Below are 26530 nucleotides of genomic sequence, written 5' to 3' on the forward strand. Positions count from 1 at the left end.
TTCGAGGGGTAGTACTTCGATGTCATATCCAGCCGGATTATGAAACATCCCGTCAGTCCCATGAGGGAACTGCTTCCAGATCCTTGGAAGCCAGACCCGAAGGACAGAGGCGGTTTCCTCTCGCCTGCCAAGCTCTTAAATGTCCTGACCAGTCTTGCGTGATCCTTTTTCAAAGAACGGCTCATTTGAAGGACTTCCGGATCAATATCCTGTCTGGAGAGCAGATCCGATATGACTTCGTCGCACGGTTACGTCCTGACAGGATCTGTCATTCTCTACCACCTGAGAAATTCAAGCGTGCATGGTGTAGTGCCTGACCCGGTTAACCTATGGATGCCATGCCGGATCATGTCCTGGAGCACCATGAAAAGTCAATATTAGCTGAATAGGAGTTTTATCCCAGTACAATTTTGAGATAAAGTTGAGGCACCTGTCCGGAAGGAGCGGACCACTGTCAACAAAAGTCCTGTTCAGGACCAATGATCCGGGAAGTCGGGTTATTACTCGTAAAAAAAGGTGCATTCAGAATCTTGAAGCTGGTTTTCCCGTGCTGTTGGAGTCAGGTTCACCAAGTGGATTCCAGAAAGATTGAATTTATATACGGATTTTACTGTTGGACAGCAGAGACCATCTCTGGGGCCATGAGTTAATAAACGAAGAACAATAATTCCATGTTCAATGTTCATGGACTTAACTTCAACCCTGTCGCCCAGTGTGATCACTTTACTAATCGTGGGATTGCCTTGTGCCGCGATGGCCGCAGCAATACCGACCATAATTCCGCTTCCTCCGGTATTGCGCCAAAGAACAACGGCTCCATCAATAACGCCATCGCCATCAAGATCACCAAACGCTTTCTTTGCAATACCCACTGTATCCCAAACAACCGGATCATCAGGACCCTGATCGTCCAGTTCTATTTTTTCTTTGTATTTCCCATTTTTAAATTTATATTCACATATTTCCAGATTATCCAAGATTTGGCCTGTAACGGGCTTTTTATCGCTTACAGTTTTTGCAAGATCGTGCTCACCGCTAAGTTTATGATGATCTCTCGATTTAGAGCTTCGTCCCGTCGTTTGAGCCATAGCCGTAACAGCTGCAATGCGCTGCGGCAGAACCGAAGCGAGTTCTAACCCACCGCACCCTCTAACCGTCTCTCTGCAATGGTGTAATTTTCTTGAATCACCGGATGTTGTTCCGCTTTGCCGATAATATTTTAATGCAGCTTCGTGATAGCCCAAACCTTCTGCCGACATTCCAAGAAAATAGTACGCCAGATCTTGTCCATAGCCTATTTTCATCACCAATTCCGCCAAGGGCTCCCATTGTCTTGAATTATAAGATGAAATCAACTCATTACGATGTTCACCCCAACTGAGATAGCATTCAGGAGTGTCGCAATCGAGATTCAGGTTTCCAACTTTCAGATCTCTCATAAACTGGGAGTGTAATTCAGGTGTTACCGTTGCATATTTAGGAGAGGCGCATGAAATCCCTATCAGGGTAACAACGAAAAGAATAGCACCCAGTAACGATTGTTTTCTCTTCATACCTAATTCCTTTCATCCATCCGTGCTGATGTTGCCTATCGTTCAGCATGAATAAACTGTGATTGATCGGGTTCTTCCGGCTATTCCAGGTGGGCCTTTGCGAAACCTTCTCTGATCATTTCAAGATTTGATATTATGATGTCCCAGCAAGATCAGTCGATCCTGTGGGGACTTTTATTGTGTGTTCTGATGGTCTGATTCCCGGCCTATTCTCTCGGATATCGCCCCGGAGACTGCTTCCTCCACTTCTGGATTTTCTGTCGTAAATTCCCAACCGTAAGCCAATGAGGTATAGAGGTGCAATCGTGGTTTGGCGATGTGACACTTCCGGGATGGGTTAACATCTGCTTTGATCCTTATGGCCTATGCCAGCCTCCTGAGATGAGGCTGTCAATATTGGTTGAGTCCTGTTCAAACATCAAGGATTTCCTTGACCCGGCCGACCGTCCCGTCTTGCAGCCGTACCTTGATGCCATGGGGATGCCTGGGGGACTTTGTTAGAATATCAAAAACAATTCCCTCAGTCAGTTTTCCGGTGCGCTGATCCTGTTTCTGGACAATCTTTACATGTGTCCCTGTTCTAATATCCGAACGGTTTTTCCCATTCATGGGCATATCGTCCAGTGGGAGAAATTTCCCAGCTTTTCTGAAAAAGTGCTCCCAGCTTCATCGTTGCACCTTCGATCTTTTCATCTGCCTACTCTTGAGGATCTTGCGGGACAGCTTTAAAGCTGAAAATAAACAAAAACGTCGCTCCGGCTCTTTTCAGTAACTCTTTCTGCCATTCAGTATGGCTCAAATTTTACACCCCGCTGAAAACAACCTGGCAAGAAAAGGCATCGTCGACTCCAGTCTGGGCCAGATCTATAAATCTATGCTCTCTGAATTAACCCACGCACTATCTGTAGACAGGTCTTCTGTAAACAGGACGTCGGCGAAGGGTTTTGCTCCTTGCTTTTGCTGGGGCAGTGGTCAATTCAGTCTCTTGAGTCTCAATTACCGGCCTGGGTAAAGGACGTAAAGTCAATGAAACCTTATGGGTTTGCTGGGCCTTGGTTTCTCCTCCAATCTCAACGACAAACAATTTTCCTCCAGCTTTTGTCGATGCATCAAGGACAAAGCACACTTCCAGCTGGACTTCCTCAAGTTCTAAGAAGGGATCTCCCGTAGTATCTTGAGCTTCGATAAGCTCCTTCTTTACATCCTTGATAAATTCTCCGAGACGAATCTTGCCTTTCATAATCACCCCGATCGACATCCTGTCTGCCCTGCGCTTACACCATGTGCCGTTTCGGTCCGTTATTAGCGGCTATCATTATGCTGTGGTGGAAAGCCGAGAAAAACGGTTCATCCGGTTGATGCGTACTTCATGTTTGAAAATATGGACATAAACCCAGAGAAGAAATTGTTCGAAGATATCCAATTAAGGGGGGAACGCATGTCCAAGGATCTTCTTTACCATGGATTCAGCCTCGCCGACTACCATTAAGTCAGGAACGGAAAGAAAAAGTCACAGGTCGAAACTTGATAAAGGCGGGACAAAATGGATTAAAGCAAAACGAGGACTTAATCATATTCGACTAAGTCCTCGTTTTATTTATTGGTGGGCCGTATGGGACTTGAACCCACGGCCAACGGATTAAAAATCCGCTGCTCTACCGACTGAGCTAACGGCCCTGAAATGCGTCGGAAGGTTCGACCTAATAACAGCAAGACTCTTTTGTTGTCAAGAAGAAACTGCTAATCGGAAAAGGGGTTCTTCAGCACGATTGTTTCCTCCCGCCCCGCACCGACGGACACCAGGATCACCGGTACGCCGGCCAAGGTTTCCAGCCTTTCAATATAACGCCTGGCATTAGCGGGCAGTTCTTCCAGTCGGCGAGTCTTCCTGATGTCCTCGGTCCAGCCGGCCATTTCTTCGTAAACAGGCTTGCACGAATTCAAAAGATTCGGAGTAGGCGGAACGGATTCAGGATAAAGTGCGCTGTCCGACTGGTAGCCGACGCAGATTTTCAGGGTTTCCAGGCCCGTCAGGACATCAAGTTTTGTGATGGCAAGGCCGGTGATTCCCGAAACCCGTACGGCCTGCCTCACCAGGACCATATCCAGCCAACCGCAGCGACGTTTCCGGCCTGTCGTGGCTCCAAACTCCTGGCCGACCTGTTGCAGGCGATCGCCGATTTCGTCGTTCAGTTCCGTGAGAAAAGGCCCCTCGCCCACCCGGGTTGTATAGGCCTTGCAGATGCCCACGACCTCGTGAAGGGAGGACGGGCCGACTCCTGTTCCGCAGGATGCATTCCCGGCCACCGTGCTGGAGGATGTGACGAAGGGGTAGGTCCCGTGTTCGATATCCAGGTGGCAGCCCTGAGCGCCCTCGAAAAGGATGGATTTGCCGGTCTTCATTTCCTGCTCAAGAATCAGCGAGGTATCCGCAACATAGGGGCGGAGCTTGTCGGCATAGACCCGGTATTCATCAAAGATTTCCTGCTCCCTGATCGGTTCCTCTCCGAAAAGGCGGGTTAGATAGAAGTTCTTTTCTTCGACATTGACGGCCAGCTTTTCCCGGAAGAGGGTTTCGTCCATGAGATCACAGATCCGGATGCCGACCCGCGATATCTTGTCCTCATAGGCGGGACCGATGCCGCGGCCCGTTGTTCCGATTTTCTTGCCGGAGCGGTGCGCTTCACGGGCAAGATCCAACTGACGATGGTAGGGCAAAATGGTATGGGCCTTTTCGCTGACGAACAGGCGGGTGTCAGGTGGAAAAAGTCCCCGGGTCTTCAGATTCTCGATTTCCTCGATGAGCACCTTCGGATCGACCACCACGCCATTGCCGATAATGCAGACTTTGGAGTTGTGGAGTATCCCGGAGGGAATCAGGTGAAGAATCGTCTGCTCTCCGTTGACGACGAGCGTGTGACCGGCATTGTTCCCACCTTGAAACCGGGCGATGACCTGTGCGTCTTTCGCGTAGCGGTCAACAATCTTTCCCTTGCCTTCATCCCCCCACTGTGTTCCAACAACGACAACATTGGCCATACGGTAAATTCTCCTCGACTTGCTTACTGCTATGAAGATCTTGAAACGCCTCTACATTTCCAGTTGATACACAGAAATGACATTGGTCGTCTCCTTCATCTTTTTCAGGATTTCTTCGTCCAGCGGAGTATCCGTGCTGAAGACCACCATGGCTCTCTGTTTCGCCTTCACCCGGCTCCAGTGCATCCTGGCGATGTTGATGTTGGCGGCCCCGATTGCGGTGCCGACGTTGCCGATCACTCCCGGCTTGTCATAATTGTATAACATCAGCAGGTGACCTTCCGGAACGACGTCGACCGCGAAGTCGTTAATCCGGACGATCCTGGGAGCTCGCAGCCCAAACAACGCTCCGGCCGTTGTCGTTACGGCCTTTGCGGTTTTCAGGGTCAGGGTAATCATGCTGCGGTAATCGCCCACAGCGCTGCTTTTGGATTCCTTTACATTGATTCCCCGTTCCTGCGCGATGATCGGTGCATTGATGTAATTGACGTTTTCATTGAGGATGGGGGTCAGGAGGCCTTTCAGCAGGGCAATCGTCAGCGGCGTCACGTCAAATCTCAGAATTTCGCCGCTGTACTCGATATGGACTTCCTGGATCCCGGAAGAAATGATCTGGGCATGAAATTTCCCAAGCTTTTCCGATAGATTGAGATAAGGCGCCATGGCGTTCATCAGATCGGCGCTGATCGATGGGAAATTAACGGCATAGCGGATTTCGCCCTTCAAGAGATAGTCCACCATCTGTTCCGCAATGGCGATTGCCACGCTCGTCTGGGCCTCATCCGTGGACGCACCCAGATGGGGCGTACAGATGACATTTTCCTGGGAAATAAGGGCCATGTTCTTGGTCGGTTCCTCTTCAAAAACATCCAGTGCCGCGCCGGCCACCTTACCGGATACGAGGGCTTCATAGAGGTCCTTTTCGCTGACGATGCCGCCACGGGCGCAGTTGATGATAAAAACGCCCTTTTTCATCTTGGCGAAGGCCTCGGCATTGATCATTCCCGTTGTCTCCTTGCTCTTCGGGACATGCACGGAGATGAAATCGGCGCTGCCGTAAATTTCATCCAGGGTCGCCAGCGTGATCCCCATCTTTTCCGCCGCTTCGGGAGCGATGAAGGGATCGTAGGCGAGAACATTCATCTTGAGGCCCTTGGCGCGGTCGGCGACGACGGTTCCGATGCGGCCGATGCCGATGATTCCCAGGGTCTTGTTGCAGTATTCGTTGCCCATGAAACGGCTTTTTTCCCATTTGCCGGCTTTCATGGAGGCTGTGGCCTGGGGGATTTTACGGGCGAGTGACAGCATCATGGCGATGGCATGCTCACCGGTTGTGATGGTATTTCCTCCCGGGGTGTTCATGACCACGATGCCCTTTTTGCTGGCCGCTGCCACATCAATGTTGTCGACACCCGCACCAGCGCGGCCGATAACGGAGAGCTTCTCCGCCGATCCTATGATCTCCTTCGTGATTTTGCTGGAGCTGCGCACAACCAGGCCATCATAGCCGGAAACCAGCTCCTTCAGCTCTTCCGGGGTATGCTTGGTGATGACATCCACCTCGATACCGGGCGTATTCCTGAATATTTCAATGCCTTCAGAGGCCATGCTGTCGCTGACAAGAACTCTTTTCATGAATTAACTCCTTCGCGGTTTGTTCATCAGATAGATTAAAAGAAATCCTATGGATAATAGCCGGGGCCGGCTTCGCGGAAGCCCGATTCCAGCTACGGTAAATTACAGGACCTTGATTTTTTCGTTATAGGCTTTTTCGAGCTCTTCCAGGGCTGCTGTCAGATCCGCTTCCTCGATCGTCGGACCGCACCAGAAACGGTACCCTGGAGGGGCGTCCTTGTAGGAATTGATGTCATAGGCAATGCCGCGCTTGCTGAGGTCGCTGCTGACGCTTTTGAGAAACTTGGACTGATCATCCTTGGCCAGAGCGCGGACCTTATCGCTGATAACGGAAAGGCAGACGGACGTGTTGGAGCGGATCTCCTTGGCTGAGGCGAGGAAGTCGATCCATGGGGTTCGTTCGACCCAGTTTTCAACCACGTTCAGGTTGCCCATGCTCTTTTCGCAGAGCTTGTCCAGACCGTACTGATCGGCCCACGAAAGGGCATCCAGGTAATCCTCCACGCAGATCATGGACGGCGTATTGATGGTGTCCCCTTCGAAGATGGCTTTGTCCACTTTGCCGTTTTTCTTCATGCGGAAGATCTTCGGCATGGGCCAGGGGGGCTCGTAGGATTCGATGCGGGCGACAGCCCTGGGGCTCAAGATGAGCATACCATGTGCCGCCTCGCCGCCGAGGCATTTCTGCCAGGAATAGGTGAGAACGTCAATTTTCGACCAGTCGATCTTCATGGCGAACACGGCGCTCGTGGCATCGCAGAGGGAGAGGCCTTGACGGTCAGCCGGTATCCAGTCCCAGTTGGGAACCTTCACGCCGCTGGTCGTTCCATTGGCGACAAAAACCACATCGTTGGACCAGTCGATGGAGTTCAGATCCGGAAGAAAACCGTAATCCGCCTTGAGGATCGTTGGTTCCAATTTAAGCTGATTCTTGATATCGTTGGCCCATCCGTTACTGAAGCTTTCCCAGACCAGGGCGGTAACCGGCCGGGGTCCGAGAAGCGTCCACATGGCGGCTTCAAACGCCCCCGTGTCCGAAGCGGGGAATATGCCCACCAGATAACTGTCTGGTATGTTCAGGATTCGTTTTGATTCCGAAATGGCTTTGGCCAGTTTTTCCTTCCCGAGAGGGGAGCGGTGGGAACGGCCGACAGGGGCATCTTTCAAAACATCAAGGTTCCAAAGGGGTCTCTTACTGCAGGGGCCAGAACTGAAATTTGGGTTATGCATAAACACTCTTCCTCTTTTTTGGTTTTAAAATTCGGGCGCACTATACCAATATTGATTTTATTACTCAAGAAATTTACAGAAAAAGTCTTTCATGCTTTCGATAGAGGCTGAGGCATGAACCGGAGTTCTTTTTTTCCATTTCTGCTGCAAAAGGAGATGAGATTTTGAAGAAGGGAAAAACCAGTTTTTTTTGTCGGAACTGCGGCTATGAGTCACCGAAATGGCTGGGGAAATGTCCCGCCTGCAATGAGTGGAACGCCTTCATCGAGGAGGATATCGGCGGACCGGAGGGGGATGCCGGCTTTTCCGCCCTGCAGCTCAATGAAAAGCCTCTGTCCATCGATGCCATCGAGGCGGACGAAAGGGAGCGGATCACAACAAACGTCATGGAGCTGGATCGCGTCCTGGGTGGCGGAATTGTTCAAGGCTCCGCTGTCCTTGTGGGGGGCGATCCCGGAATAGGGAAGTCGACGCTGCTGTTGCAGGTGCTGCAGAAGCTTGCGGAGCAGGATCGGAATGTCCTCTATGTGTCCGGTGAGGAGTCCGCCCGCCAGATCAAGCTGCGGGGCAGGCGGATAGGAGCCGGATCGAAAAACCTGATGGTGCTCGTGGAAACGGCCCTGGAAAACATCCTTCAGCATCTGTCTGACCTCAAACCGGAAGTGGCGGTCATTGACTCCGTTCAGACGGTTTACTCGTCGATTCTCGGCTCGGCGCCGGGCAGTGTGGGGCAGGTCAGGGAGACGGCGGGGAAATTGATCCTTTTCGCCAAGAAGACGGGGATTTCGATTTTTCTGGTCGGCCATGTCACCAAGGACGGCGCCATCGCCGGTCCGAAGGTACTGGAACATATGGTGGATACGGTGCTTTATTTTGAAGGGGATTCCGGACATGCCTACCGGATCGTCAGGGGAATCAAAAACCGGTTCGGCCCGAGCAATGAAATCGGGGTCTTTGAAATGAGGGATTGCGGCTTGGCGGAAGTTGCCAATCCCTCTGCATTTTTCCTTTCCGACCGTCCCGATTCCGCATCGGGATCGGCGGTCGTTCCAAGCATGGAGGGAACCCGCCCCATCCTGGTGGAGATCCAGGCGCTGGTCAGCCCTTCCACCCTGGGAATGCCGAGAAGAACAAGCATCGGGGTCGATTCCAGCCGGGTGTCCCTGCTGGTGGCTGTCCTGGACCGCATCTGTGGGATGCATCTGAGCTCTCATGACATCTTCCTGAATGTGGCCGGCGGCATCCGGGTCGATGAACCGGCTGTGGATCTGGGGATCGTGGCGGCCATGGCTTCCAGCTTTCTGAACCGGCCGATTTATCCGGGAACGGTGGTTTTCGGAGAGGTGGGGTTGACGGGTGAAGTGCGGGGGATCGCCCAGATGCTTCTGCGGACCCGGGAAGCCTCCCGGATGGGATTTACCCGCTGCATTCTTCCCAGGACCCTTTCGCAGGAGATTCCCGATCCTGAAGGGCTGGAGCTGTGCCGTGTGGGAAGTCTGGGGGAACTCCTGGAACAGCTCTTTTAAGACGATTTGAATCTACGAGGAAGGTTCGGAATCCGGGAAGTATCCCTCGATTTCTTCAGGATCCCATGAATACTGCGTGTATCCGCACCCCTTGAAGAGGATGGTGATGAGCTTGCCGTCCGCGATGCCGAACAGGGGCTCATCGGGGAATTGGATGACAAAAGGTTTGCCGTTGACGGTAAGGGTCCTGTCGACAAATTCCAGCTTGTCCGTTTTGCTCAGTTTCATGATGAATTCCTGGGAATATAAAAAATAATGAATGCTTACGTGATGCTACAGTGATGCTGATACTCGATGAAGCCGGGAATGTCAATACGTTATCTTTTGACAGTTCTGCAAAGCTGTGGCAGTTTTGGATGAAAACCGGCGTGCATTCTTCAGCGTGAACGTTTTCTTCCGCGAGCCTCGGCAGGCAAAGGATGATTTTTAGGGAGGGATCTATGAACGTAGGCGTTCCAAAGGAAATCAAGGACAATGAATACCGCGTAGCCTTGACGCCGGGCAGTGTTGGGATGCTCGTCCGGGAGGGCATGGAAGTTCTCGTGCAGTGCGGCGCCGGTGAAGGCAGCGGCTTTCCGGATTCGGAATACCGTTTATCTGGGGCCACCCTCTTGCGGGACGCATCCGCCGTGTGGGAAAGGGCGGGAATGATCATGAAGGTCAAGGAACCGCAGCCTTCCGAATATGCTTACCTGCGTAAGGACATGATTCTTTTCACGTATCTTCATCTGGCCGCCGAATACGAACTGACCCTGGCCCTTCTGAACGCAGGAACAACCTCCATTGCCTACGAGACGGTTCAGCTCGACAATGGGGCGCTGCCGCTTTTGATGCCCATGTCGGAAGTGGCCGGTCGCATGTCGGTCCAGGTCGTTGCCCACTATCTTGAAAAGGAAAACGGGGGGCGGGGGAAGCTGCTCGGCGGCGTACCGGGAGTCCGTCAGGCGGATGTGGTGGTTCTCGGCGGCGGGATTGTCGGGAGCAATGCGGCCAGGATGGCTCTGGGAATGGGGGCCCATGTCACCATCATTGACACGAACCTGGATCGACTCCGCTACCTGGAGGAGGTCCTGCACGGCCATCTCACGACGCTCGGTTCCAATCACCAGAATATCGAGGATTCCGTAAGGCACGCCGATGGGGTAATCGGCAGCGTTCTCATCCCCGGCGCCAAAGCGCCCGTCATTGTCAGCCGGGAGATGGTGGCCTCCATGAAACCTGGAAGCGTCATTGCGGATGTGGCCATCGATCAGGGGGGCTGCGTCGAAACGTCGAAGCCGACAAAGCACAGCGATCCCGTCTATCAAATCCACGGGGTCATCCATTATTGTGTCACCAACATGCCTGGGGCTGTGCCGAGAACATCAACCTATGCACTCAACAATGCGACCCTTCCCTACGCGCTTCGCATTGCAAAAGCCGGACTGAAACAGGCTTTGTGCGGGGAGGCGTCCCTTGCCCGGGGCGTCAACACCCTCGAGGGCCGTCTGACCAGCCGCGCTGTGGGTGAAACGCACTCTCTGGACTATGTGCCTCTCTCGAAGATGATGGGGTGATCCTTCTGAAACGGGCTCGCAGGGTTGACCCGGGAAACGACGGAAGTGAAGGAATGCGGGTACTGCGAAGCTTCGGGCAGTATCCGCATTCCTGATGATTTCGAGGAAACGTCTTTTTCAGGAAAAGGGCGCAGAGAACATCAGAAGAACAGGAAACCCGGGGCGTTCAATCATGGTTCAGCGCTGTGGCGAATGTTTTTCCGTTCCTGCAGGCTGTCTGCGGCAGGAAAATGGATTGTGCTTCCATGAATCGCAGCGCCTTTTTTATGCCACAGGGTTATCTGGTTTACTGCACCAGGGCGGCCACTTCATCAGCGCTCATGACACGATCGATGTCCAGCAATATTTTGACGCCGCCGCCGACCTTGGCCATTCCCAGGATATAATCCGTGTCCAGCCGGCTTCCGAAACTGGGCGTTTCTTCGATATCGCCGGATTTGATGTTCAGGACTTCCGAAACGGAATCGACAACGATTCCCATCGGGATCATTTTGCCGCTGCCGGCGATTTCAACGACGATGATGCAGGTACGTTCCGTATATTCCATGGATTCCATGCCGAATTTGCATCGTAAATCGACAACGGGGATGACCTTGCCGCGGAGATTGATGACGCCTTTGACATAGGACGGTGTCTGGGGAACCGTTGTGATGGGCATCATGCCGATAATTTCCTTGACTTTCAGAATGCTGATTCCGTATTCCTCTCCGGCCAGAGAAAAAGTCAGGTACTTGCCTTCTCTGTCGGCCATCAAAGTGACAGCCTGGGTCATGGTTTCTTCAAGCGCAGTGGTCATGGTCAAATCCCTCCTGATGTTTCTGTATTGAATTTTTGTCAGAATTCCGAGCCCCTTCATTATCATGCAGCACTGAGCATGTCTTTCAGCGCCGATCAAGACAAGGGAGTGCATGTTGGCTCCTAGTTTATGGATTTCTTCCATTTACATAAACCGTGCCATTTGAGCGCACTGTCCCCTATGAATTCTTTCGGAGGTCGGAGGGGCGGGGTGTGGCGCGGAAGGTGCGCGTGCAGGCCTGTCGAGGAGGGATGAGGCCTTCAAAGCAGAAGCTTTGGCAGTGTTATGAGGTTATGAGGCGCCGTGAGGCCGCTCCGCAGGGGGCGACATGGATTTATGACGCCAGCGGTCAAGCCTCTTAAAGGATTCCTCAACGGTCGATACAACCAGGTCAATGTCCAGCGGCTTGACGAAATAATCGTCGAACCCGGCGGACCGGCATTCTTCCAGATCGTAAAGAACCGACCACCCGGTCATTGCATGGATCATGGCAATGGGATTGGTCTGACGAATTTGACGGCACAGGGTGATCCCGTCCATTCCGAAGAGCTTGAGGTCCAGGAAAATGACGTTTATATCGGCATTGCTCAACAGGTGCAGAGCCTCCCGACCATCCTCCACGGCATGGACATCGTAAACGTCCTCGGGAAAGAGGCTCTTGAACAGGGATCTTATGGCTTCTTCATCGTCAACAACTAAAATCTGCCTTTTCACCAGTTCTGCCTTTCCGAAAGGGGCGCAGGAGATCCGAACTCCGGGTGCTTCGGCTGAGAATCACGCCGCGTTTCGCAGATTCACGAGCAGCCTGTCATCTAGGTTTCCGAAGAAATGTTGAGCCGCTTGAGCTTTTCGACAAGGGTCGTCCGATTAAGGTTCAGAAGTTTAGCCGCTCTGTTCTTGACCCCGCTGCTTTTTTCCAGGGCATTGAGCAGGATATCCTTTTCAAACTGATTGACAAGTTCGTTGAAATCAATCCCGTCCTCAGGGATCTGAATGGAGCCGATGGACTGGGCTTCCTTTTTAAACTGCCGGATCTTCAGAGGAAGATCCTCAAGAACAATTTCATTGCCGTCCTTCAGGACGACCAGCATCTCGATGAGATTTTCCAGCTCCCGGACATTTCCCGGCCAGGGGTAATGGAGCAGGCAGGCAATCGCCTCGGGAGAAATGGAGCTCACATCCTTCTTTTTGGTCTGCGCAAATTTCTGCAGAAAGTGATTGGCCAGGATGGCGATGTCGGGGCCTCTCTCACGCAGAGCCGGCAGGTGAATGGGGATGACATTGATCCTGTAATAGAGGTCTTCACGAAAACGCTTTTCCGCAACGGCCAATTCCAGATCCTGGTTTGTCGCGGCAATAATCCGGACGTCCGCGTTGATCGTTTTGACGCCTCCAATCCGTTCAAACTGCTTTTCCTGGATCACCCGCAGCAGTTTGACCTGAAGCGATGGACTCATATCGCCGATTTCGTCAAGAAAAATAGTTCCTCCCTGGGCCAGTTCAAATCGGCCCAATCGGTTGCGTATCGCCCCGGTGAAGGCCCCCTTTTCATGGCCAAAAAGTTCGCTCTCAAGAAGTTCTTCAGGGATGGCGCCACAATTAACGGGAATCAAGGGGAAATTTTTTCTGTCGCTGTTGAAGTGGATGGCCCGGGCCACGAGTTCTTTGCCGGTGCCGCTTTCGCCGTATATGATCACGGTGCTGTCGGATTTGGCCACCTTTTCGATCGTGTCGAAAATGGTTTTTATGCATTCGCTGTAGCCGAGCATCTTGCCGAAATCATATTTTTCACGCAGATTGTCGCGCAAGGTGACGTTCTCTTCCTGGAGGCTGGCAAAGGACAGCGCCCTGCTGACCGTCAGCTTCACCAGGTCATCCTTCATCGGCTTGGTTATATAATCAAAGGCGCCGTACTTCATCGCCTCCACGGCCGAGTCCACCGTGCCGAAGCCGGTCATCATGATCACGATGTTGTCGGGATTCATGTCCTTGACGAATTTCAAGAGCTCTAAACCATCCCCCTCGGGCATCTTGAGATCGGTGATGACGAGATCATATTTGTCTTCCACGAAGGCCGCCATGGCTTCTTTTCCATTTTCGACAGCCTTGACCTCGTAGCCCTCCATGGTGAGCAATTCCGTCAAATTATTTCTGTTGAGATCATCATCCTCAGCAATCAGTATCTTTTGTTTTTTCATGTTTTCCACTCTGGTTAGTAGCCGTCGTGAGACGATCCGGCTGTCGATCAGGAAAAATATGTAAAATAAATCAACAAGATGAAAACGGTCCGCACCACATCCGCAGCCAGACCTCATGCCGCAAGGAAAAAAGCAGTTTCATGAATTCACGAGAATTCTATAGGATAAAAGTTTTTAAATTACAACTATAAATAGCTTCTTTGTCAAAACAATGACGTATTGTCACGAATCATCTTTGGAACGATGCGTCAGGCCCCTCCGCAATTCTTTGTTGATGTCGTATCAGCATACCAAAATAAGAAAATTTCATACATTGGCCACCTTCTGCCGCGCTTCCGCTCGGAGTCCCCTGCCGGTGCAGAAATCGCCTGGAGAGTCCACAAAACCAATAAAAAAGGTGTATTAGATAGTATGGCATGACCATTGCTCTGCATCACACCCAAAATGATTCTCATATCAGGACAGAATGGAAAGAATGTTTCAGGGTGGTGAAGGCGCAGCCGTGGTGCCTTTCGCAAGACATATTAAAAGAGACAGACACTAATAAAGTATAAGGAGAGGAGATTACATGAAAAAACGGACACTGGAATTCAAACTGATCGTAGGTGGGTTGTTGATGGTGTTGATCCCGCTTCTAGTAATCGGTATCGTCACCACGTTGAGGTCGTCAAACGCTCTGGTGAAAACATCCATGGAAGGCTCAGAGCAGATCGCCAAGAGCATCAGCAACATGGTGCAACTGGTTCTCCAGGAAGAAGTCAAGGTCGTAACGCATATAGCCTCCAATAACACGGTATTGGAGGCGGTTGCCGGTGTGGCGAAAAATGGAGTCGAAGCTTCCGCCGAAGAAATCAGCCGGGCCAACAAGGCGCTGGAGACACTGTTTAAAAAATCTGGCACTGATTATGAGTTTATCGTGATTACGGATGCCGGCGGCAAGGTTATCGCGGACAGTTCAGGGGGAAAGCTTGCGGGGCTTAATCTCGTAGAGAGGGATTACTGGAAGGCGGCCAAAAGCACAGGGAAAAGCGCCATCGGTGAAGTTTCCAAATCCAAGGTGACGGGAAAAGCCGTCGCCCCCTTCGGCGCACCAATCTATGCCGGTTCCGGCGAATTCCTGGGGGTTGCTGCCTGCATCGCCAATATCGATTTCATCAGCGAAAAGCTCAATGCCATCAAGATCGGCGAAACGGGTTACGCCTATTTAATCAACAAAGATGGCGTGGTGATTGCCCATCCGAAAGCCGAGTATATCCTGGAAATGAACCTGGGCAAGCAGGAGGGTATGACGGAATTCATACAGAAAATGCTGAGCCAGAAGTCCGGTTCCGACAAATATAGCTTGAATGGCGTCGAAAAGATTGCCGGCTATGCACCGGTAGAACTTACCAACTGGAGCGCCGGACTGACCCAGGACAAGGATGAAATGACGGCTGCAGCAAGATCCATCCGCAATTTCATCGTTGTGATCACCCTGGCCTTTCTGGGCATCATCGCCGTCCTCGTTCTTCTTTTTGCGCGCAGTATCAGCCGTCCCATTCAGGCGGCGGTAACCAGCCTGAACGATTCAGCCGATCAGATTGCTTCGGCGTCGATGCAGGTATCCTCTGCCAGCCAGTCCCTGGCGGAAGGGGCATCGGAGCAGGCGTCCGCCATCGAAGAAACGTCTTCGTCACTTGAAGAGATGTCTTCCATGACGAAACAGAATGCCGGAAATGCCGGGCAGGCGGACAGCCTGATGAAGCAGGCCAACGCGGTTGTTCAGGAAGCCAACGCCTCCATGACCCTCCTGACGAATTCCATGCAGCAGATTTCAAAGGCCAGTGAGGAAACCTCAAAGATCATCAAGACGATTGACGAGGTCGCTTTCCAGACAAATCTCCTGGCTTTGAACGCCGCCGTGGAGGCTGCCAGGGCAGGCGAAGCGGGAGCCGGGTTTGCCGTCGTGGCGGAAGAAGTGCGGAACCTCGCCATGAGGGCCGCCGATGCCGCACGCAATACGGCGGGGCTCATCGAAGACACCGTCAAGAAGGTGAAGGAAGGATCCGATCTCGTCGTCAAGACGAATGAAGCCTTCTCGCACGTTGCGGACAGCACGGACAAGGTCGGAAGCCTGGTTGGTGAAATTTCGGCTGCATCCAACGAGCAGGCCCAGGGCATTGATCAGATCAACAAGGCAGTGACGGAAATGGACAAAGTGACACAACAGACCGCGGCCAATGCCGAAGAATCCGCCTCTGCCTCCGAAGAACTGAGCGCCCAGGCACAGCAGATGAAATCCATCTCCAATGAACTGGCTGATATTATCGGGGGAAGCAATAAGCTCGGTGCCTCCAGTGCAAATCAGGCCGTGGCTGTATCCGCGCAGAATCTTCGCAGGGGCATTATGAAGACGATCTCTTCGCTTCCCAAAGGTATGCCGAATCTGGGGAAAGGATCATCGAAGAGAAAAGAGATGACACCGGAACAAATCCTCCCGTTGGAGGACGATACTTTTAAAGATTTTTAGAGGTTCAGGTAGAGAGGATCACGAAACGGTTCGTCGCGAATCATGGACGGTCGATCCTTCATCAGGTGGAAATAATCGAGGCAGCCCCTCCGCGAAACGGCGGAGGGGCCCCCTTTCCCGCACCGCATCGAGGGCTTACCGATAAAATGCACCGGATGCGGTGGTGGCGAGGGCGAAAGGCCTTAACGCTTCTTTCACGATCCCTTTGCGAATGAAACTAAGAACTTAATATGAATTCATCTGATTTGAGCGATCGAGATTTTGAAAGAATAAGCCAGCTTGTTTATTCACAGTGCGGCATCAATCTTCACGATGGTAAGAAGGAACTGGTGAAGGCCAGACTGGGGAAGCGCTTGCGTGAAGGGAACTTTCGATCTTTTTCCGACTACTACAAACACGTAACAACCAGGGGTGGTACGGATGAGCTGATCACAATGATCGATTCCATCTCAACGAACCTGACCTATTTTTTCCGGGAGGAATCTCATTTTCAGCGATTGCAGACCGTTGCACGCTCCATTTTGGATAATGCGTCGAGACAAATGCGGAAAATGCCGGCCATAAGGATCTGGTGTGCCGGATGTTCAACGGGGGAGGAACCATACTCCTTGGGAATTACGATCAAGGAAACCTTAAACGGATTTCCTGCAAACGTGAAAATCATGGCGACGGACATATCAACCCGGGTCCTTAAAATCGCGGCGGATGGTGTTTATCCCATTGAAAAAACAAAAAATATTTCTTCTTCTCTCTTGCGGAAATATTTTCAGAAGGGCCAGGGAAAATGGGACGGATACGTCAGAATAAAGAAGGAAATCAGTGATATGATCGATTTTTCGAGATTTAATCTCATGGAAACCCCTCCCTCGAATCAGGAATTTGACATCATCTTCTGCAGGAATGTCATGATCTATTTTGATAAGCCGACACAGGCATCAGTGGTGAATAAATTCTACAACTGTTTGGATAACGGCGGTTATCTTTTTATAGGGCATTCTGAAAGTCTGACCGGTCTGGAGCATGCCTTTAAATATATCGAACCAAGTGTGTATCGGAAATAAGCCATGAGTGACGTAGTCATTGGTATATCGGATTTGAAAGTGAGCAACAAGGCGGATGATGTTCTTGTCACTTACGCGCTGGGTTCCTGCATCGCCGTGGCGATTTACGATCCCAGGGTCAAGGTGGGTGGGCTTCTACACTACATGCTTCCGGATTCCACTTTGGACATGAATAAGGCGAAGGCGACACCAGGCATGTTTGCCGACACGGGTATCCCGCTTCTGTTCAAGGCCTGCTACAACCTGGGTGCGCAGAAGAAATCGATGATCGTCAAAGTTATCGGGGGGGCCAGTATTCTGGACGATACGAATTATTTCCGCATCGGCCAGAAGAACATCATGGCCGTCCGAAAAATGTTCTGGAAGAACAACGTCATGATCAACGGGGAAGACACGGGCAACAATTACAATCGGACCGTACGTCTTGAGATCAGCACGGGCAAGGTTTTTGTAAAAAGATCAGGTGGATTGTTAAGGGAATTATAATGATCAACAAGATAATAAAATCAGTCAATGATCTTCCCGCGTTTCCTGCCACAGTAGTAAAGGTGATGGGTTTGCTGTCCAGAGAGGACTATTCGCTGGCCGAGGTTACGAAAATCATCAGCTTCGATCAGTCGTTGACAGTTAATATCCTCAAAATAAGCAATTCCGCTCAGTTCAGCAGTGGGCGCTCCATCAAGACGATCCGGGATGCCGTGAGCTATCTGGGGAAGGAAAATCTGATTCGTGCAGTGCAGACGGCCGGAATATCGAAATATTATAAAACTAAGGTCAAAGGATACGTGTCCTCGGCATCGGATCTGTGGGAGCATTCCGTCGCCGTGGCCTTGATGTCCCAGATTCTTTCGAAAAAAATCTACGGTGTTGAGAATTCCGTTCTCTATACCGCCGCCCTTCTCCATGACGTCGGCAAAATCATCATGGGCGAGTATATTTATGAATCCATCGAAAAAATCAATCTGCTGGTCGATAAAAGACAGTGCTCTTTTCTTGAAGCCGAAGAGGTTATTATCGGCATGAACCATGCCGAGCTCGGCGGAAAAATTACCGGGCAATGGAATTTCCCCACAGAGATCTGTGATGCCATCTCCTTTCACCATCACCCGGATCTTCTGGATAAAACTTCGGGTGAAATGCAGTGGATTGTCTATCTGGCGGATCAACTGTGCATGATGCTGGGGATCGGCAATGGAGTCGACGGACTGGCGTACCGGGGGGTCAGCAAAGTTCTCAGGAAATTCGACCTCAGGGACAAGGATCTCCAAGTGTACATGATGGATCTGCTGGATGCTCTTGATGATGCCAGAAGCATGCTGGAAATTGTTTAGGGATCAATATGAAGCGAGTCTTTTCAAGAGGTGGTTATGTCCTTTAATGTGATGATTGTAGATGATTCCAACGCCATGCGGGGGGTCATAAAAAAGATTATTTCAATGTCCGGATTCAAAATGGACAAATGTCTCGAAGCCGGCAATGGAAAAGAAGCGATGACTCTGCTTGAGGACAATTGGGTGGATGTCATCATTTCGGACATCAACATGCCGGTAATGAGCGGACTCGAAATGTTGAGCCATCTTAAGAAGGATGATCTCTTCGGCGATATTCCGGTGATCATGATCACAACGGAGGGCAGCAGCACTCGGATGGAAGAGGCATTTCAGCATGGAGCCAGGGGATTCATAAAAAAGCCGTTTTTACCTGAAGATTTAAAAAAAATTCTCAATGAAGTGTTAGGGGTCTGCGATGATGGAGGCTATGGGGAAATTGAGGGAGATGATAACGACCTCGACTTTTGAAGTGTACGAAAAGATGTTCTTTATTTTTCTGGAACCCGTGGAGAGAAAGGACATCGCCTATGACATGTCAACGGAAATCACATTCAAAGGCCCGGTTGAGGGATCCATGAAGATGTTCCTGACGGATGGATTGGTCTCATGCATGGTGCAGAACATGCTGAGCATCTCCGATGAGGAGGTATCGGATTCCATGAGAGAGGACTGCGCCCGGGAAGCGACCAACATGGTCTGCGGGAATCTGCTGCGCAACTATGACAGCAGCAATGTGTTCAGCCTTTCCATTCCGACCTGTCAAAAAAATAATCAGGGCGATCTGATGCCTGCCTGTTCGGAGCCCCAGGCCGATCTGTGGCAGGCGGTCTTTGATTCAGACGGAGAAACACTGGGCGTTCTGCTGCAGATGCAGCGCTCTTGACCGGGGGAAAGCGGTTTTAATGACGGATGGAAAAGAAATAAAGCCTTCATGTGAATACTTCCTCTATCCGGGTTACATTTTTTTAAGCCCTGAGCCCTACCTGATATCGACGGTTGTCGGCTCCTCGGTTGCTGTAGCCCTCTGGGACACTGAAAGCCGGCAGGGGGGGATGTCAAATTTCCTGTATCCCTTCGTCGAAGGTTCAGAACAAGGGACGGCCCTTTATGGCAATGTGGCCATCCCCTATATGATCAGGATGTTCCTTGAAGAAGGGGCCAGTGAAAAGAACCTGCGATCGCAGATTTTTGGAGGCGCCCAGGCAGAGCAGCTCGATGCGGAAGAGATTGCTCACAGAAACATAGAGATAGCGAGGCGTGTGCTGAGGCATCACGGGATCAAAGTGATATCCGAGGATGTCGGAGGTCGATTGGGCCGTAAGATCGTTTACAATACCGCTCAAAATGAAGCCCTGATTTACAAGGTCGGTACACTTCGAAGCAGTGACTGGTATCCCTATGATCGTCAAGGCAGGTAGGTATGAATAAAATCAAGGTTATGATTGTCGACGACTCGGCAATCGTCAGAAAAATTTTTTCGGAAGAACTTTCAAAATATCCTGACATCGAAATTGTGGGGACAGCGCCTGATCCCTTTGTTGCCAGAGATAAAATCGTTTCCCTGAAGCCGGATGTCATTACCCTGGACATCGAGATGCCAAGGATGGATGGTTTGACCTTTCTGAAAAAGCTGATGAAGCATTTCCCGATCCCCACCATCATCGTGAGTTCTCTAACGCCCAAGGGGGGCAAGTTGACCCTGGAGGCCATGGAAATCGGCGCTGTCGACGCCATCGCCAAACCGGGAAGCTCCTATACCGTGGGTGACATGAGCGGGCAGTTGGTTGAAAAGATCCGGGCGGCATCGAAAATAAGGGTCGAGAAACGTGAGACGAGGGAAAAATATAGGCCGGGCTCCAAGGAATCCATCAAAGCCCTTGCAGAGACTTCGAATAAGGTGATTGCCATTGGCGCCTCGACCGGGGGAACGGAAGCTTTAAAAAGTGTCCTTTCAAAGATGCCCCCGAATTCGCCGGGAATTCTCGTCGTACAGCATATGCCGGCGAATTTCACTTCCGCTTTTGCCGAACGGTTGAACGGCCTGTGCCATGTTACCGTCAGGGAGGCCAGGAACAATGATTCGGTGACTCCGGGGACTGCGCTCATCGCGCCGGGTAACTATCACATGATTTTGCGGCGAAGCGGCGCAAGATATTACGTTGAAGTGAAAACCGGGCCAATGGTTCACCATCAAAGACCAGCGGTTGACATTTTATTCAAATCCACCGCGAAATATGCCGGTGCGAATGCCATCGGCGTTATTTTGACAGGAATGGGTGCGGATGGAGCTGAAGGGCTGCTGGAAATGAAGCAGATGGGCGCCAGTACGATAGCTCAAAATGAAAAATCATGCGTTGTTTATGGAATGCCCAAAGAAGCCGTAAAACTGGGAGCGGTTGATAAAATCGTTCATCTTGATCAGATTGCTGATGAAATCGTGAGGATGGTGTAGACATGAATATTGAAACACTGCTGAAGTCGATTGATCTTATCGCGTCGGATTTTCTATTCCTTGATTCTCAGGATATGAATATTCCAACAGCGGGAAAATTTCTCAACAGCCTGGAGGGTCTGACCGGGGAGGCGGCGGAGTTGGGGATTGTGCCTGTCCTGGATGTGGCCAAGGGCATGAATGTCATTCTTGAATGCGTTATCCTGGATTCGCTCGCAGACAAGGGGAAGGCGATTTCAACCTTTGAACGGGGAATAGCCCTTTTGCAGGAGATAGCGGACGAATACAAAAAAACAGGAGGCTATACAAAAGAATACGAAAGTTATCTCAACCAGGCAGGTGCTGTCACCGGGAGGGCGATTGAAGCACAGGCCGCTGCACCGGGCGCAGAAACTCCGTCGGCAGTTCCACCTCAGGAGGAGAAGAAACCTGACGCCGAGGCATCGGGACAGCAGTTTTTGATTCAGGATGAGTCCCTGCTCCGTGATTTCATCTCGGAAGGAACGGAGTACATAGAAGAAATTGAAGTCAACATCTTGAATCTGGAAAACAATCCGGAAGACAAGGACTACATCAACGCAATATTCCGCCCCTTTCATTCCATCAAGGGGGTGGCAAGTTTTTTGAATCTCGAAAAAATCCGGGGGCTGTCGCATAACCTGGAGAGCCTCCTGGACAAGGCAAGAAACGGGGAACTCAGCGTGACGCCTCAACTGATCGATGTCGTCCTTGCCGGAGCCGATGCCCTCAAAGGCATGATTTCCAGCTTGAAAGAGGCCCTGGAGGGCAGGAACGACAACCCCCTGGATGTCGATTTGTCCGATCTCGAAACGCGGATCCGGAATGTCGACAAAGGGATTGAACCGGAGCGCTCGGTTCAGAAACTGGGTGAAATTCTCATTGAGGAGGGGGCCATTTCCGAAGAGGCCCTTGAGGAGGGGCTGAAGATCAAAGCCAGCAACCCCGACAAGAAGATCGGGGAAGCCCTGATTCAAAAGGGAACCGTCACGCCCAAGCAGGTATCGCAGGCATTGAGAAAGCAGGCGGAGCAGGCCTCCGAGTTGTCCACCATCAGGGTTGACACCCGAAAACTCGATGATCTCATTGATATGGTCGGAGAGCTTGTCATTACGCAGACGATGGTCCAGCAGGACATCAGCAATCAGGAAAACGGCAATAAAAACCTCACCCGGAATATCGCCCAACTCTTCCGTATTGCTTCCGGCCTTCAGAAAGTATCCACAAGCCTCCGGATGATTCCGATTAAACAGACGTTTCAGCGGATGGCGCGCCTGGCCCGGGATGTCTCAAAGAATGTCGGGAAAAATGTCGTGGTCGAGATGGAAGGTGAAGATACGGAACTGGACCGGAACATGGTCGATGAAATTTATAATCCCCTGGTTCACATGATCCGTAACTCCGTCGATCACGGTCTGGAGACATCCGAAGAGAGGCTTCAATGCGGAAAGCCCGAAAAGGGGCTGATTCAGCTGAAGGCCTATCATCGGGGCGGGAACTTTGTCGTTGAAATATCCGATGATGGACGGGGTTTGAACAGGGATAAACTCTTGAAAAAGGCCCTGGCGAATCACGTGGTCAATAATGTTGAGGGCCTTACAGACCAGGAAATATACCGGCTGATCTTCCTGCCCGGGTTCTCAACGGCGGAGAAAGTTACGGATGTGTCCGGCCGTGGTGTCGGCATGGATGTTGTAAGACAGGCCGTTGAAAAGCTGCGGGGCAAAATTGAAATCGAAAGCACGCCGGGAAAAGGCACAACCTTCATTGCGCGATTTCCCCTGACCATGGCCATCATCGACGGAATGATCGTCAAGGTCGGCAAGGAACGATTCATCCTGCCTACGACAGCGATCCGCCAGGCCCTCAGACCGACCCGGGAAGCCTATAATCACATCATGGGGCAGGGGGAAACGGTCAATGTGATGGGGCAGCTCATGCCGCTGGTCCGAGTATACGATCTCTTCAACATAGAGCCGGAGAAGGTCAATCCCTGGGATGCCATCCTGATCGTGGTCGAAGGAGCCACGAGTTCAAAATGCCTTCTGGTGGATCAGATTATCGGCAAGGCGGAAGTCGTCATTAAAAGTCTCGGGGACGGATTGAAGGATATCGATGGAATTTCCGGAGGGGCCATTATGGGGGACGGCCAGATCGGGTTGATCATCGATCCGGAAGGATTGTTCGAGCTCAGTGAACGCTGAGAAGTCGAATAAGAAGGAGGTGTTCCGCGATAACAATTTTTTCGCCGTCGCGGAAATATAAATAACGTCAAGACCGGAGGACATGATGGACAAAAACATCAAGATATTAATCGTTGACGATTTTACGACGATGAGAAAAGTCATCAGAAATCTTTTGAAATCCGTAGGGTATGAAAACATCATCGAGGCGGAAGACGGAGCCATTGCCCTGAGAACTCTCAAAAACAACGAGGTCGATTTCATTATCTCAGACTGGAACATGCCCAACATGAGCGGCCTGGAGCTGTTGAAGGCGGTCCGGGCGGACAGCGAACTCAGCAAAACGCCTTTCCTGATGGTTACAGCCGAAGCGCTTCAGGACAATGTGATCGCCGCCGTCAAGGCCGGGGTGAGCAATTACATCGTGAAGCCCTTTACCGCCGAGGTTCTCAACACGAAGATCGAAAAAATACTGGAGACTCTCTAGGGAGAGATGACCCTGAGCTTATAGAGTCGATACGGTCGTTGCGCTGTACATCTTGAAGAAAAAAAGGGGATACCTTAATGGACGTTCGATTTATCAATGCCTTTTTAGATGCGACGGAGAATGTCTTGAAGACGATGGCATTTGTGGAACCGAAGCCGGGAAAGCCTTATCTGAAGAAGGACAATGTGGCAAAAGGAGATATTTCCGGCATCATCGGGTTGACCGGTGATCTTAAAGGATCACTGGGTTTGAGCTTCAGCGAAGGCTGCATTGTCAAGATAGTCTCCAACATGCTTGGGGAATCCATGTCGGGGATAGACAATGACGTCAAGGATGCCGTCGGAGAGATTACCAATATGATCTCCGGAGTTGCCAGGAAGAAACTGGAGGCGGACGGGTTGAATATTACGGCGGCCATTCCAACGGTCGTGGCCGGCAAGAGCCACTCCATCGTCCATGTCCTGGGGGGGCCGAGCATCATCATTCCTTTTGAAATTGAAGAGGGGCCCTTCGTCGTGGATTTTTGTCTTGACAACGCTCCGTCGTAGAGCCTTCGTCCTTATCGAAGAAGGTCCTTTGTGGATAGCCGCGCGCAGCGCGGCTGACTTTCCCGGAAATGTGCTGAACGCCCCTTCAATGCCCTGCACGGGGTTTTCTTCGCGCCGGCATAGGCCGGCCGCCCACCGTTGAGCCGCAACCTTCTTCATTCTGCGGCATTCTTTATTTCGGCTGAATGACAATGATGCTGATCCGCCGGTTCCGTGGGTCCATGGGATTCAGGGGAATGTATGGCTCCTGATCGGCGTAACCGACCACTTTGGCAATCCGGCCCGGATCAATGGAGTTTTTTTCCAGCTCCCTTCGGGCAGCGGAGGCTCTCGATGTTGAGAGCTCCCAGTTTGTTGTCTGCGCACTCTGGAAGGGGGCCGCGTCGGTGTGGCCTTCGATGATAATCCTGTTGGAGCCCTCCTTGATGTTGTCTGAAACGATTTTCAGGATTTCCTTCGCCTTGGCCGTAGGCTCTGAACTGCCGAGGGGGAACATCAAACTGCCTTCTTTGTCGACGATCTGAATTTTTAATCCGCCATCGACGATGTTGATAATGACCTGGTCCCGGATGGACTGCAGATTGATGTCGATGGCGCTTTTCAAACGCTGCTGCAGATCCTTCGGCGATATTCTGTCCTTGATGTTTTTGTAGTCCTGAACGGAATTGGCTCCCCCGCCCGCCTTGTCCAGAATCTGCGAAGCCCCGGTCATAAAGGAAGAACCGGTTTCCTTCATGACGGAGAAGGATTTGAAATACTCCGCAACGGCGATCCTTTTTTCAGGGGACACCATGGAGAGTAGCCACAGCAGGAGAAAAAAGGCCATCATCGCCGTGACAAAATCGGCATAGGCGACCTTCCAGGATCCGCCGTGATGCCCCTCGTTGTGGCGTTTCTTTCTCTTCCGGATGATGATAACCTGTTGTTCGTCCATCATGGGATCATCCCTTATGCTGCCGCAGGGCTTCTTCGATTTCTGCAAAGGTTGGACGGTCTCCGGCGGGAATGACGCGACGTCCGAATTCAACGGCCACTTTGGGGGCGGAACCGCCGATGAAGGCCAGCAATGCTACCTTTAAGACCGTTAAATAGAGGATGTTTTCGCCGGCGCTGTGCTCCATGTTCTTGCCCATGGGGCCCACAAAGCCGTAGCACATGAGCACGCCAAGGAACGTACCGACCAGGGCGGCACCAATGCATTTCCCCAGAACTTCCGGTGGTTCGCTGATCTTGCCCATTGTTAAAACAACACCGAGAACCGCCGCGACGATGCCGAGTCCGGGAAGTGCATCCGCAACAAAATTGACACTCTTAGCGGGCTGCATCATCTCCTCATAGTGTATGTCCAGTTCATGATCGATCAGCGCATCCAGTTCATGAGGGGCAATGGTGGTCGTCATGACGGTCCGGAGGGTATCGGCGATCAGGTCGACAGCGTGTTTGTTTTTCAGTATCGATGGATATTGGGAAAAAAGGCTGCTTTCACCGGGGTTGTCCACATCGGATTCAATCGACACAAGACCCTGCTGACGGATTTTATAGAAGATGCCGTTGAGCAGCAACAAGGCCTCGGTATAATCCTTCTTGTCGAATGTTCTGCCCTTGAAGATATGAGCCACTGACTTGAAAACTGCTTTGACGACCTTTGAGGGGGAGCTGATCAGAAGAGCTCCTGTTGCCGCGCCGAAGATGATCAGCATTTCAGCCGGCTGGATCAAAACGGCAAGATTGCCGTGCTCGAGGAGATAGCCACCAATAACAGCTATTAACACAACGGCAATGCCTATACCTGCGATCATCGAAAATACGTCATCTCCCCCGCTTTTCCCGAAGGATTTCCCTTTCCCGTTCGAAAACGAATTTTACAATTTCATCTCTTACCATGTCGTCCATCTTGACGAATGAAAGGGACATCTGGTATCCCTCAGGCCGCTCATCAAGGGCGATGATTCTGCCGTAAAGACGAAGCGCCCGGTGCTTCTGCGGCGAAAGAAAGGTCTTTATTTCAAGCATGTCCCCTTGAGCGAATCTTTCCGAAGTTGTAAGGCGGATGCCGGCGCCGCTGATGTTGATCAACCGTGACGGGAGAGAAGAAAACCCCTCATTGCGCAAGGTAAGAAGATGAATGACCGAATCCAGCTTGGCATTCAGGATGTTCAAGCAGGCCTGAAGCGACTGATCCTCAGTTTCCGGCAGACTGCAGCTTTCTACGATGATCGGGTCAAAAATTTCAGCTTGAACATAGTCCTGTTCTTCCAGGGGAACAAGACGATACGCAATGGGAATATAGGCGTCAACACGCGAGAATTGCCTCTTGTTCAATTCATTGTTGTTCTTTTCCATGGGCAGCAACCTGGCAGGATATCGTTCCCTTGATCAAGGAACATCTAAAATGTGCAATTCCGGTG

At 51.4% G+C, this 26530-nt stretch carries 26 protein-coding genes and 1 tRNA gene; 13 read left to right on the forward strand and 14 right to left on the reverse strand.

Annotated elements, in window-relative coordinates; translation table 11 throughout:
• Nucleotides 1–500 precede the first annotated feature (500 nt).
• The 7 genes from ACJ77P_RS06605 to ACJ77P_RS06635 form a co-directional block, all read right to left on the reverse strand.
• The gene (locus ACJ77P_RS06605; RefSeq protein WP_408999320.1) at nt 501–1553 is read right to left on the reverse strand and encodes a hypothetical protein; all 1053 of its coding nucleotides are present in this window, start codon (nt 1551–1553) and stop codon (nt 501–503) included.
• Between the two features lie 411 nt (nt 1554–1964).
• A complete protein-coding gene (locus ACJ77P_RS06610; RefSeq protein ID WP_408999321.1) occupies nt 1965–2162 on the reverse strand; it encodes a YwbE family protein in 198 nt (65 codons plus the stop codon).
• Nucleotides 2163–2451: 289 nt separating this feature from the next.
• Nucleotides 2452–2811, reverse strand: coding sequence for a trypco2 family protein (locus tag ACJ77P_RS06615; RefSeq protein WP_408999322.1), 360 nt, complete (start codon nt 2809–2811; stop codon nt 2452–2454).
• A 343-nt stretch (nt 2812–3154) separates the two neighbouring features.
• Nucleotides 3155–3230: transfer RNA gene (locus ACJ77P_RS06620), tRNA-Lys, on the reverse strand.
• A gap of 63 nt (nt 3231–3293) precedes the next feature.
• Nucleotides 3294–4592 carry an adenylosuccinate synthase gene (locus tag ACJ77P_RS06625; RefSeq protein ID WP_367361189.1) on the reverse strand — a complete coding sequence of 433 codons (1299 nt, stop codon included), beginning with the start codon at nt 4590–4592 and terminating at the stop codon, nt 3294–3296.
• Nucleotides 4593–4643: 51 nt separating this feature from the next.
• Nucleotides 4644–6227, reverse strand: a complete 1584-nt coding sequence (gene serA, locus ACJ77P_RS06630; protein ID WP_408999323.1) for a phosphoglycerate dehydrogenase — start codon at nt 6225–6227, stop codon at nt 4644–4646.
• A gap of 102 nt (nt 6228–6329) precedes the next feature.
• On the reverse strand, nt 6330–7457 hold the full coding sequence (locus ACJ77P_RS06635) for a phosphoserine transaminase (RefSeq protein ID WP_367361186.1): 1128 nt from the start codon (nt 7455–7457) through the stop codon (nt 6330–6332).
• A 164-nt stretch (nt 7458–7621) separates the two neighbouring features.
• Between ACJ77P_RS06635 and radA the strand changes: the two genes are divergently transcribed.
• The gene (gene radA, locus ACJ77P_RS06640; RefSeq protein WP_367361185.1) at nt 7622–8983 is read left to right on the forward strand and encodes a DNA repair protein RadA; all 1362 of its coding nucleotides are present in this window, start codon (nt 7622–7624) and stop codon (nt 8981–8983) included.
• 12 nt (nt 8984–8995) lie between these two features.
• Here radA and ACJ77P_RS06645 read toward each other — a convergent pair whose 3' ends face one another.
• Complete coding sequence (locus ACJ77P_RS06645) at nt 8996–9211, reverse strand: hypothetical protein (RefSeq protein ID WP_367361184.1); 216 nt, start codon at nt 9209–9211, stop codon at nt 8996–8998.
• Nucleotides 9212–9423: 212 nt separating this feature from the next.
• On the opposite strand from ACJ77P_RS06645, the gene ald reads away from it, so the two are divergent.
• The gene (ald, locus tag ACJ77P_RS06650) at nt 9424–10539 is read left to right on the forward strand and encodes an alanine dehydrogenase (protein WP_367361183.1); all 1116 of its coding nucleotides are present in this window, start codon (nt 9424–9426) and stop codon (nt 10537–10539) included.
• Nucleotides 10540–10825: 286 nt separating this feature from the next.
• On the opposite strand, the gene ACJ77P_RS06655 is transcribed toward ald, so the two are convergent.
• From ACJ77P_RS06655 to ACJ77P_RS06665, 3 genes are all read right to left on the reverse strand, one after another.
• Nucleotides 10826–11335, reverse strand: a complete 510-nt coding sequence (locus ACJ77P_RS06655) for a chemotaxis protein CheW (protein ID WP_367361182.1) — start codon at nt 11333–11335, stop codon at nt 10826–10828.
• A gap of 291 nt (nt 11336–11626) precedes the next feature.
• Entirely contained in the window at nt 11627–12049 is a 423-nt protein-coding gene (locus ACJ77P_RS06660; RefSeq protein WP_408999324.1) for a response regulator, read from the reverse strand.
• A 98-nt stretch (nt 12050–12147) separates the two neighbouring features.
• Complete coding sequence (locus tag ACJ77P_RS06665; RefSeq protein WP_408999325.1) at nt 12148–13533, reverse strand: sigma-54-dependent transcriptional regulator; 1386 nt, start codon at nt 13531–13533, stop codon at nt 12148–12150.
• 568 nt (nt 13534–14101) lie between these two features.
• Here ACJ77P_RS06665 and ACJ77P_RS06670 point away from each other — a divergent pair.
• The 11 genes from ACJ77P_RS06670 (at nt 14102) to ACJ77P_RS06720 (ending at nt 24122) form a co-directional block, all read left to right on the forward strand.
• Nucleotides 14102–16042, forward strand: a complete 1941-nt coding sequence (locus tag ACJ77P_RS06670) for a methyl-accepting chemotaxis protein (RefSeq protein ID WP_367361179.1) — start codon at nt 14102–14104, stop codon at nt 16040–16042.
• 230 nt (nt 16043–16272) lie between these two features.
• Nucleotides 16273–17103 (forward strand): CheR family methyltransferase, encoded by an 831-nt coding sequence (locus ACJ77P_RS06675; RefSeq protein ID WP_408999326.1) that lies wholly within the window; start codon nt 16273–16275, stop codon nt 17101–17103.
• Nucleotides 17104–17106: 3 nt separating this feature from the next.
• Nucleotides 17107–17589, forward strand: a complete 483-nt coding sequence (locus ACJ77P_RS06680) for a chemotaxis protein CheD (protein ID WP_408999327.1) — start codon at nt 17107–17109, stop codon at nt 17587–17589.
• The gene (locus ACJ77P_RS06685; RefSeq protein WP_367361176.1) at nt 17589–18434 is read left to right on the forward strand and encodes an HDOD domain-containing protein; all 846 of its coding nucleotides are present in this window, start codon (nt 17589–17591) and stop codon (nt 18432–18434) included. The genes ACJ77P_RS06680 and ACJ77P_RS06685 overlap by 1 nt, the downstream gene beginning before the upstream one ends.
• 51 nt (nt 18435–18485) lie before the next feature.
• Complete coding sequence (locus ACJ77P_RS06690; RefSeq protein ID WP_408999401.1) at nt 18486–18902, forward strand: PleD family two-component system response regulator; 417 nt, start codon at nt 18486–18488, stop codon at nt 18900–18902.
• The gene (locus tag ACJ77P_RS06695) at nt 18880–19317 is read left to right on the forward strand and encodes a chemotaxis protein CheX (RefSeq protein WP_408999402.1); all 438 of its coding nucleotides are present in this window, start codon (nt 18880–18882) and stop codon (nt 19315–19317) included. Before ACJ77P_RS06690 ends, ACJ77P_RS06695 begins: the two co-directional genes overlap by 23 nt.
• A 19-nt stretch (nt 19318–19336) precedes the next feature.
• Nucleotides 19337–19852, forward strand: coding sequence for a chemotaxis protein CheD (locus ACJ77P_RS06700; protein WP_408999328.1), 516 nt, complete (start codon nt 19337–19339; stop codon nt 19850–19852).
• Nucleotides 19853–19854: 2 nt separating this feature from the next.
• On the forward strand, nt 19855–20886 hold the full coding sequence (locus ACJ77P_RS06705; RefSeq protein ID WP_367361172.1) for a chemotaxis response regulator protein-glutamate methylesterase: 1032 nt from the start codon (nt 19855–19857) through the stop codon (nt 20884–20886).
• Between the two features lie 2 nt (nt 20887–20888).
• The gene (locus tag ACJ77P_RS06710) at nt 20889–23108 is read left to right on the forward strand and encodes a chemotaxis protein CheA (RefSeq protein WP_408999329.1); all 2220 of its coding nucleotides are present in this window, start codon (nt 20889–20891) and stop codon (nt 23106–23108) included.
• A gap of 85 nt (nt 23109–23193) precedes the next feature.
• Nucleotides 23194–23574 (forward strand): response regulator, encoded by a 381-nt coding sequence (locus ACJ77P_RS06715; RefSeq protein WP_367361194.1) that lies wholly within the window; start codon nt 23194–23196, stop codon nt 23572–23574.
• 77 nt (nt 23575–23651) lie between these two features.
• Nucleotides 23652–24122 carry a chemotaxis protein CheX gene (locus tag ACJ77P_RS06720; RefSeq protein WP_367361170.1) on the forward strand — a complete coding sequence of 157 codons (471 nt, stop codon included), beginning with the start codon at nt 23652–23654 and terminating at the stop codon, nt 24120–24122.
• 172 nt (nt 24123–24294) lie between these two features.
• Here the strand turns inward: ACJ77P_RS06720 and ACJ77P_RS06725 are convergent, their stop codons facing one another.
• Genes ACJ77P_RS06725 through ACJ77P_RS06735 form a run of 3 tightly spaced genes read right to left on the reverse strand, consistent with a single transcriptional unit; the run spans nt 24295 to nt 26465 of the window.
• On the reverse strand, nt 24295–25059 hold the full coding sequence (locus ACJ77P_RS06725) for a flagellar motor protein MotB (RefSeq protein ID WP_408999330.1): 765 nt from the start codon (nt 25057–25059) through the stop codon (nt 24295–24297).
• A 4-nt stretch (nt 25060–25063) separates the two neighbouring features.
• Nucleotides 25064–25921, reverse strand: a complete 858-nt coding sequence (gene motA / locus ACJ77P_RS06730) for a flagellar motor stator protein MotA (protein WP_367361168.1) — start codon at nt 25919–25921, stop codon at nt 25064–25066.
• A gap of 10 nt (nt 25922–25931) precedes the next feature.
• Entirely contained in the window at nt 25932–26465 is a 534-nt protein-coding gene (locus tag ACJ77P_RS06735; protein WP_367361167.1) for a PilZ domain-containing protein, read from the reverse strand.
• Between the last annotated feature and the right edge of the window lie 65 nt (nt 26466–26530).

It is taken from the genome of Syntrophus buswellii (genome assembly GCF_046097065.1).
GTDB classification, from domain to species: domain Bacteria; phylum Desulfobacterota; class Syntrophia; order Syntrophales; family Syntrophaceae; genus Syntrophus; species Syntrophus buswellii.

Excerpts from the sequence above, each read along its gene's own strand:
- serA (WP_408999323.1), bottom strand. The coding sequence starts at position 6,227 with ATGAAAAGAGTTCTTGTCAGCGACAGCATGGCCTCTGAAGGCATTGAA.
- ACJ77P_RS06715 (WP_367361194.1), top strand. The coding sequence starts at position 23,194 with ATGGACAAAAACATCAAGATATTAATCGTTGACGATTTTACGACGATG.
- ACJ77P_RS06625 (WP_367361189.1), bottom strand. The coding sequence starts at position 4,592 with ATGGCCAATGTTGTCGTTGTTGGAACACAGTGGGGGGATGAAGGCAAG.
- ACJ77P_RS06665 (WP_408999325.1), bottom strand. The coding sequence starts at position 13,533 with ATGAAAAAACAAAAGATACTGATTGCTGAGGATGATGATCTCAACAGA.
- ACJ77P_RS06735 (WP_367361167.1), bottom strand. The coding sequence starts at position 26,465 with ATGGAAAAGAACAACAATGAATTGAACAAGAGGCAATTCTCGCGTGTT.
- ACJ77P_RS06680 (WP_408999327.1), top strand. The coding sequence starts at position 17,107 with ATGAGTGACGTAGTCATTGGTATATCGGATTTGAAAGTGAGCAACAAG.
- ACJ77P_RS06670 (WP_367361179.1), top strand. The coding sequence starts at position 14,102 with ATGAAAAAACGGACACTGGAATTCAAACTGATCGTAGGTGGGTTGTTG.
- ACJ77P_RS06655 (WP_367361182.1), bottom strand. The coding sequence starts at position 11,335 with ATGACCACTGCGCTTGAAGAAACCATGACCCAGGCTGTCACTTTGATG.
- ACJ77P_RS06685 (WP_367361176.1), top strand. The coding sequence starts at position 17,589 with ATGATCAACAAGATAATAAAATCAGTCAATGATCTTCCCGCGTTTCCT.
- ACJ77P_RS06645 (WP_367361184.1), bottom strand. The coding sequence starts at position 9,211 with ATGAAACTGAGCAAAACGGACAAGCTGGAATTTGTCGACAGGACCCTT.
- ACJ77P_RS06690 (WP_408999401.1), top strand. The coding sequence starts at position 18,486 with ATGATTGTAGATGATTCCAACGCCATGCGGGGGGTCATAAAAAAGATT.
- ACJ77P_RS06635 (WP_367361186.1), bottom strand. The coding sequence starts at position 7,457 with ATGCATAACCCAAATTTCAGTTCTGGCCCCTGCAGTAAGAGACCCCTT.
- ACJ77P_RS06615 (WP_408999322.1), bottom strand. The coding sequence starts at position 2,811 with ATGTCGATCGGGGTGATTATGAAAGGCAAGATTCGTCTCGGAGAATTT.
- ACJ77P_RS06695 (WP_408999402.1), top strand. The coding sequence starts at position 18,880 with ATGATAACGACCTCGACTTTTGAAGTGTACGAAAAGATGTTCTTTATT.
- ACJ77P_RS06675 (WP_408999326.1), top strand. The coding sequence starts at position 16,273 with ATGAATTCATCTGATTTGAGCGATCGAGATTTTGAAAGAATAAGCCAG.
- ACJ77P_RS06605 (WP_408999320.1), bottom strand. The coding sequence starts at position 1,553 with ATGAAGAGAAAACAATCGTTACTGGGTGCTATTCTTTTCGTTGTTACC.
- ald (WP_367361183.1), top strand. The coding sequence starts at position 9,424 with ATGAACGTAGGCGTTCCAAAGGAAATCAAGGACAATGAATACCGCGTA.
- ACJ77P_RS06610 (WP_408999321.1), bottom strand. The coding sequence starts at position 2,162 with ATGAATGGGAAAAACCGTTCGGATATTAGAACAGGGACACATGTAAAG.
- ACJ77P_RS06710 (WP_408999329.1), top strand. The coding sequence starts at position 20,889 with ATGAATATTGAAACACTGCTGAAGTCGATTGATCTTATCGCGTCGGAT.
- motA (WP_367361168.1), bottom strand. The coding sequence starts at position 25,921 with ATGATCGCAGGTATAGGCATTGCCGTTGTGTTAATAGCTGTTATTGGT.
- ACJ77P_RS06725 (WP_408999330.1), bottom strand. The coding sequence starts at position 25,059 with ATGATGGACGAACAACAGGTTATCATCATCCGGAAGAGAAAGAAACGC.
- ACJ77P_RS06700 (WP_408999328.1), top strand. The coding sequence starts at position 19,337 with ATGACGGATGGAAAAGAAATAAAGCCTTCATGTGAATACTTCCTCTAT.
- ACJ77P_RS06705 (WP_367361172.1), top strand. The coding sequence starts at position 19,855 with ATGAATAAAATCAAGGTTATGATTGTCGACGACTCGGCAATCGTCAGA.
- ACJ77P_RS06720 (WP_367361170.1), top strand. The coding sequence starts at position 23,652 with ATGGACGTTCGATTTATCAATGCCTTTTTAGATGCGACGGAGAATGTC.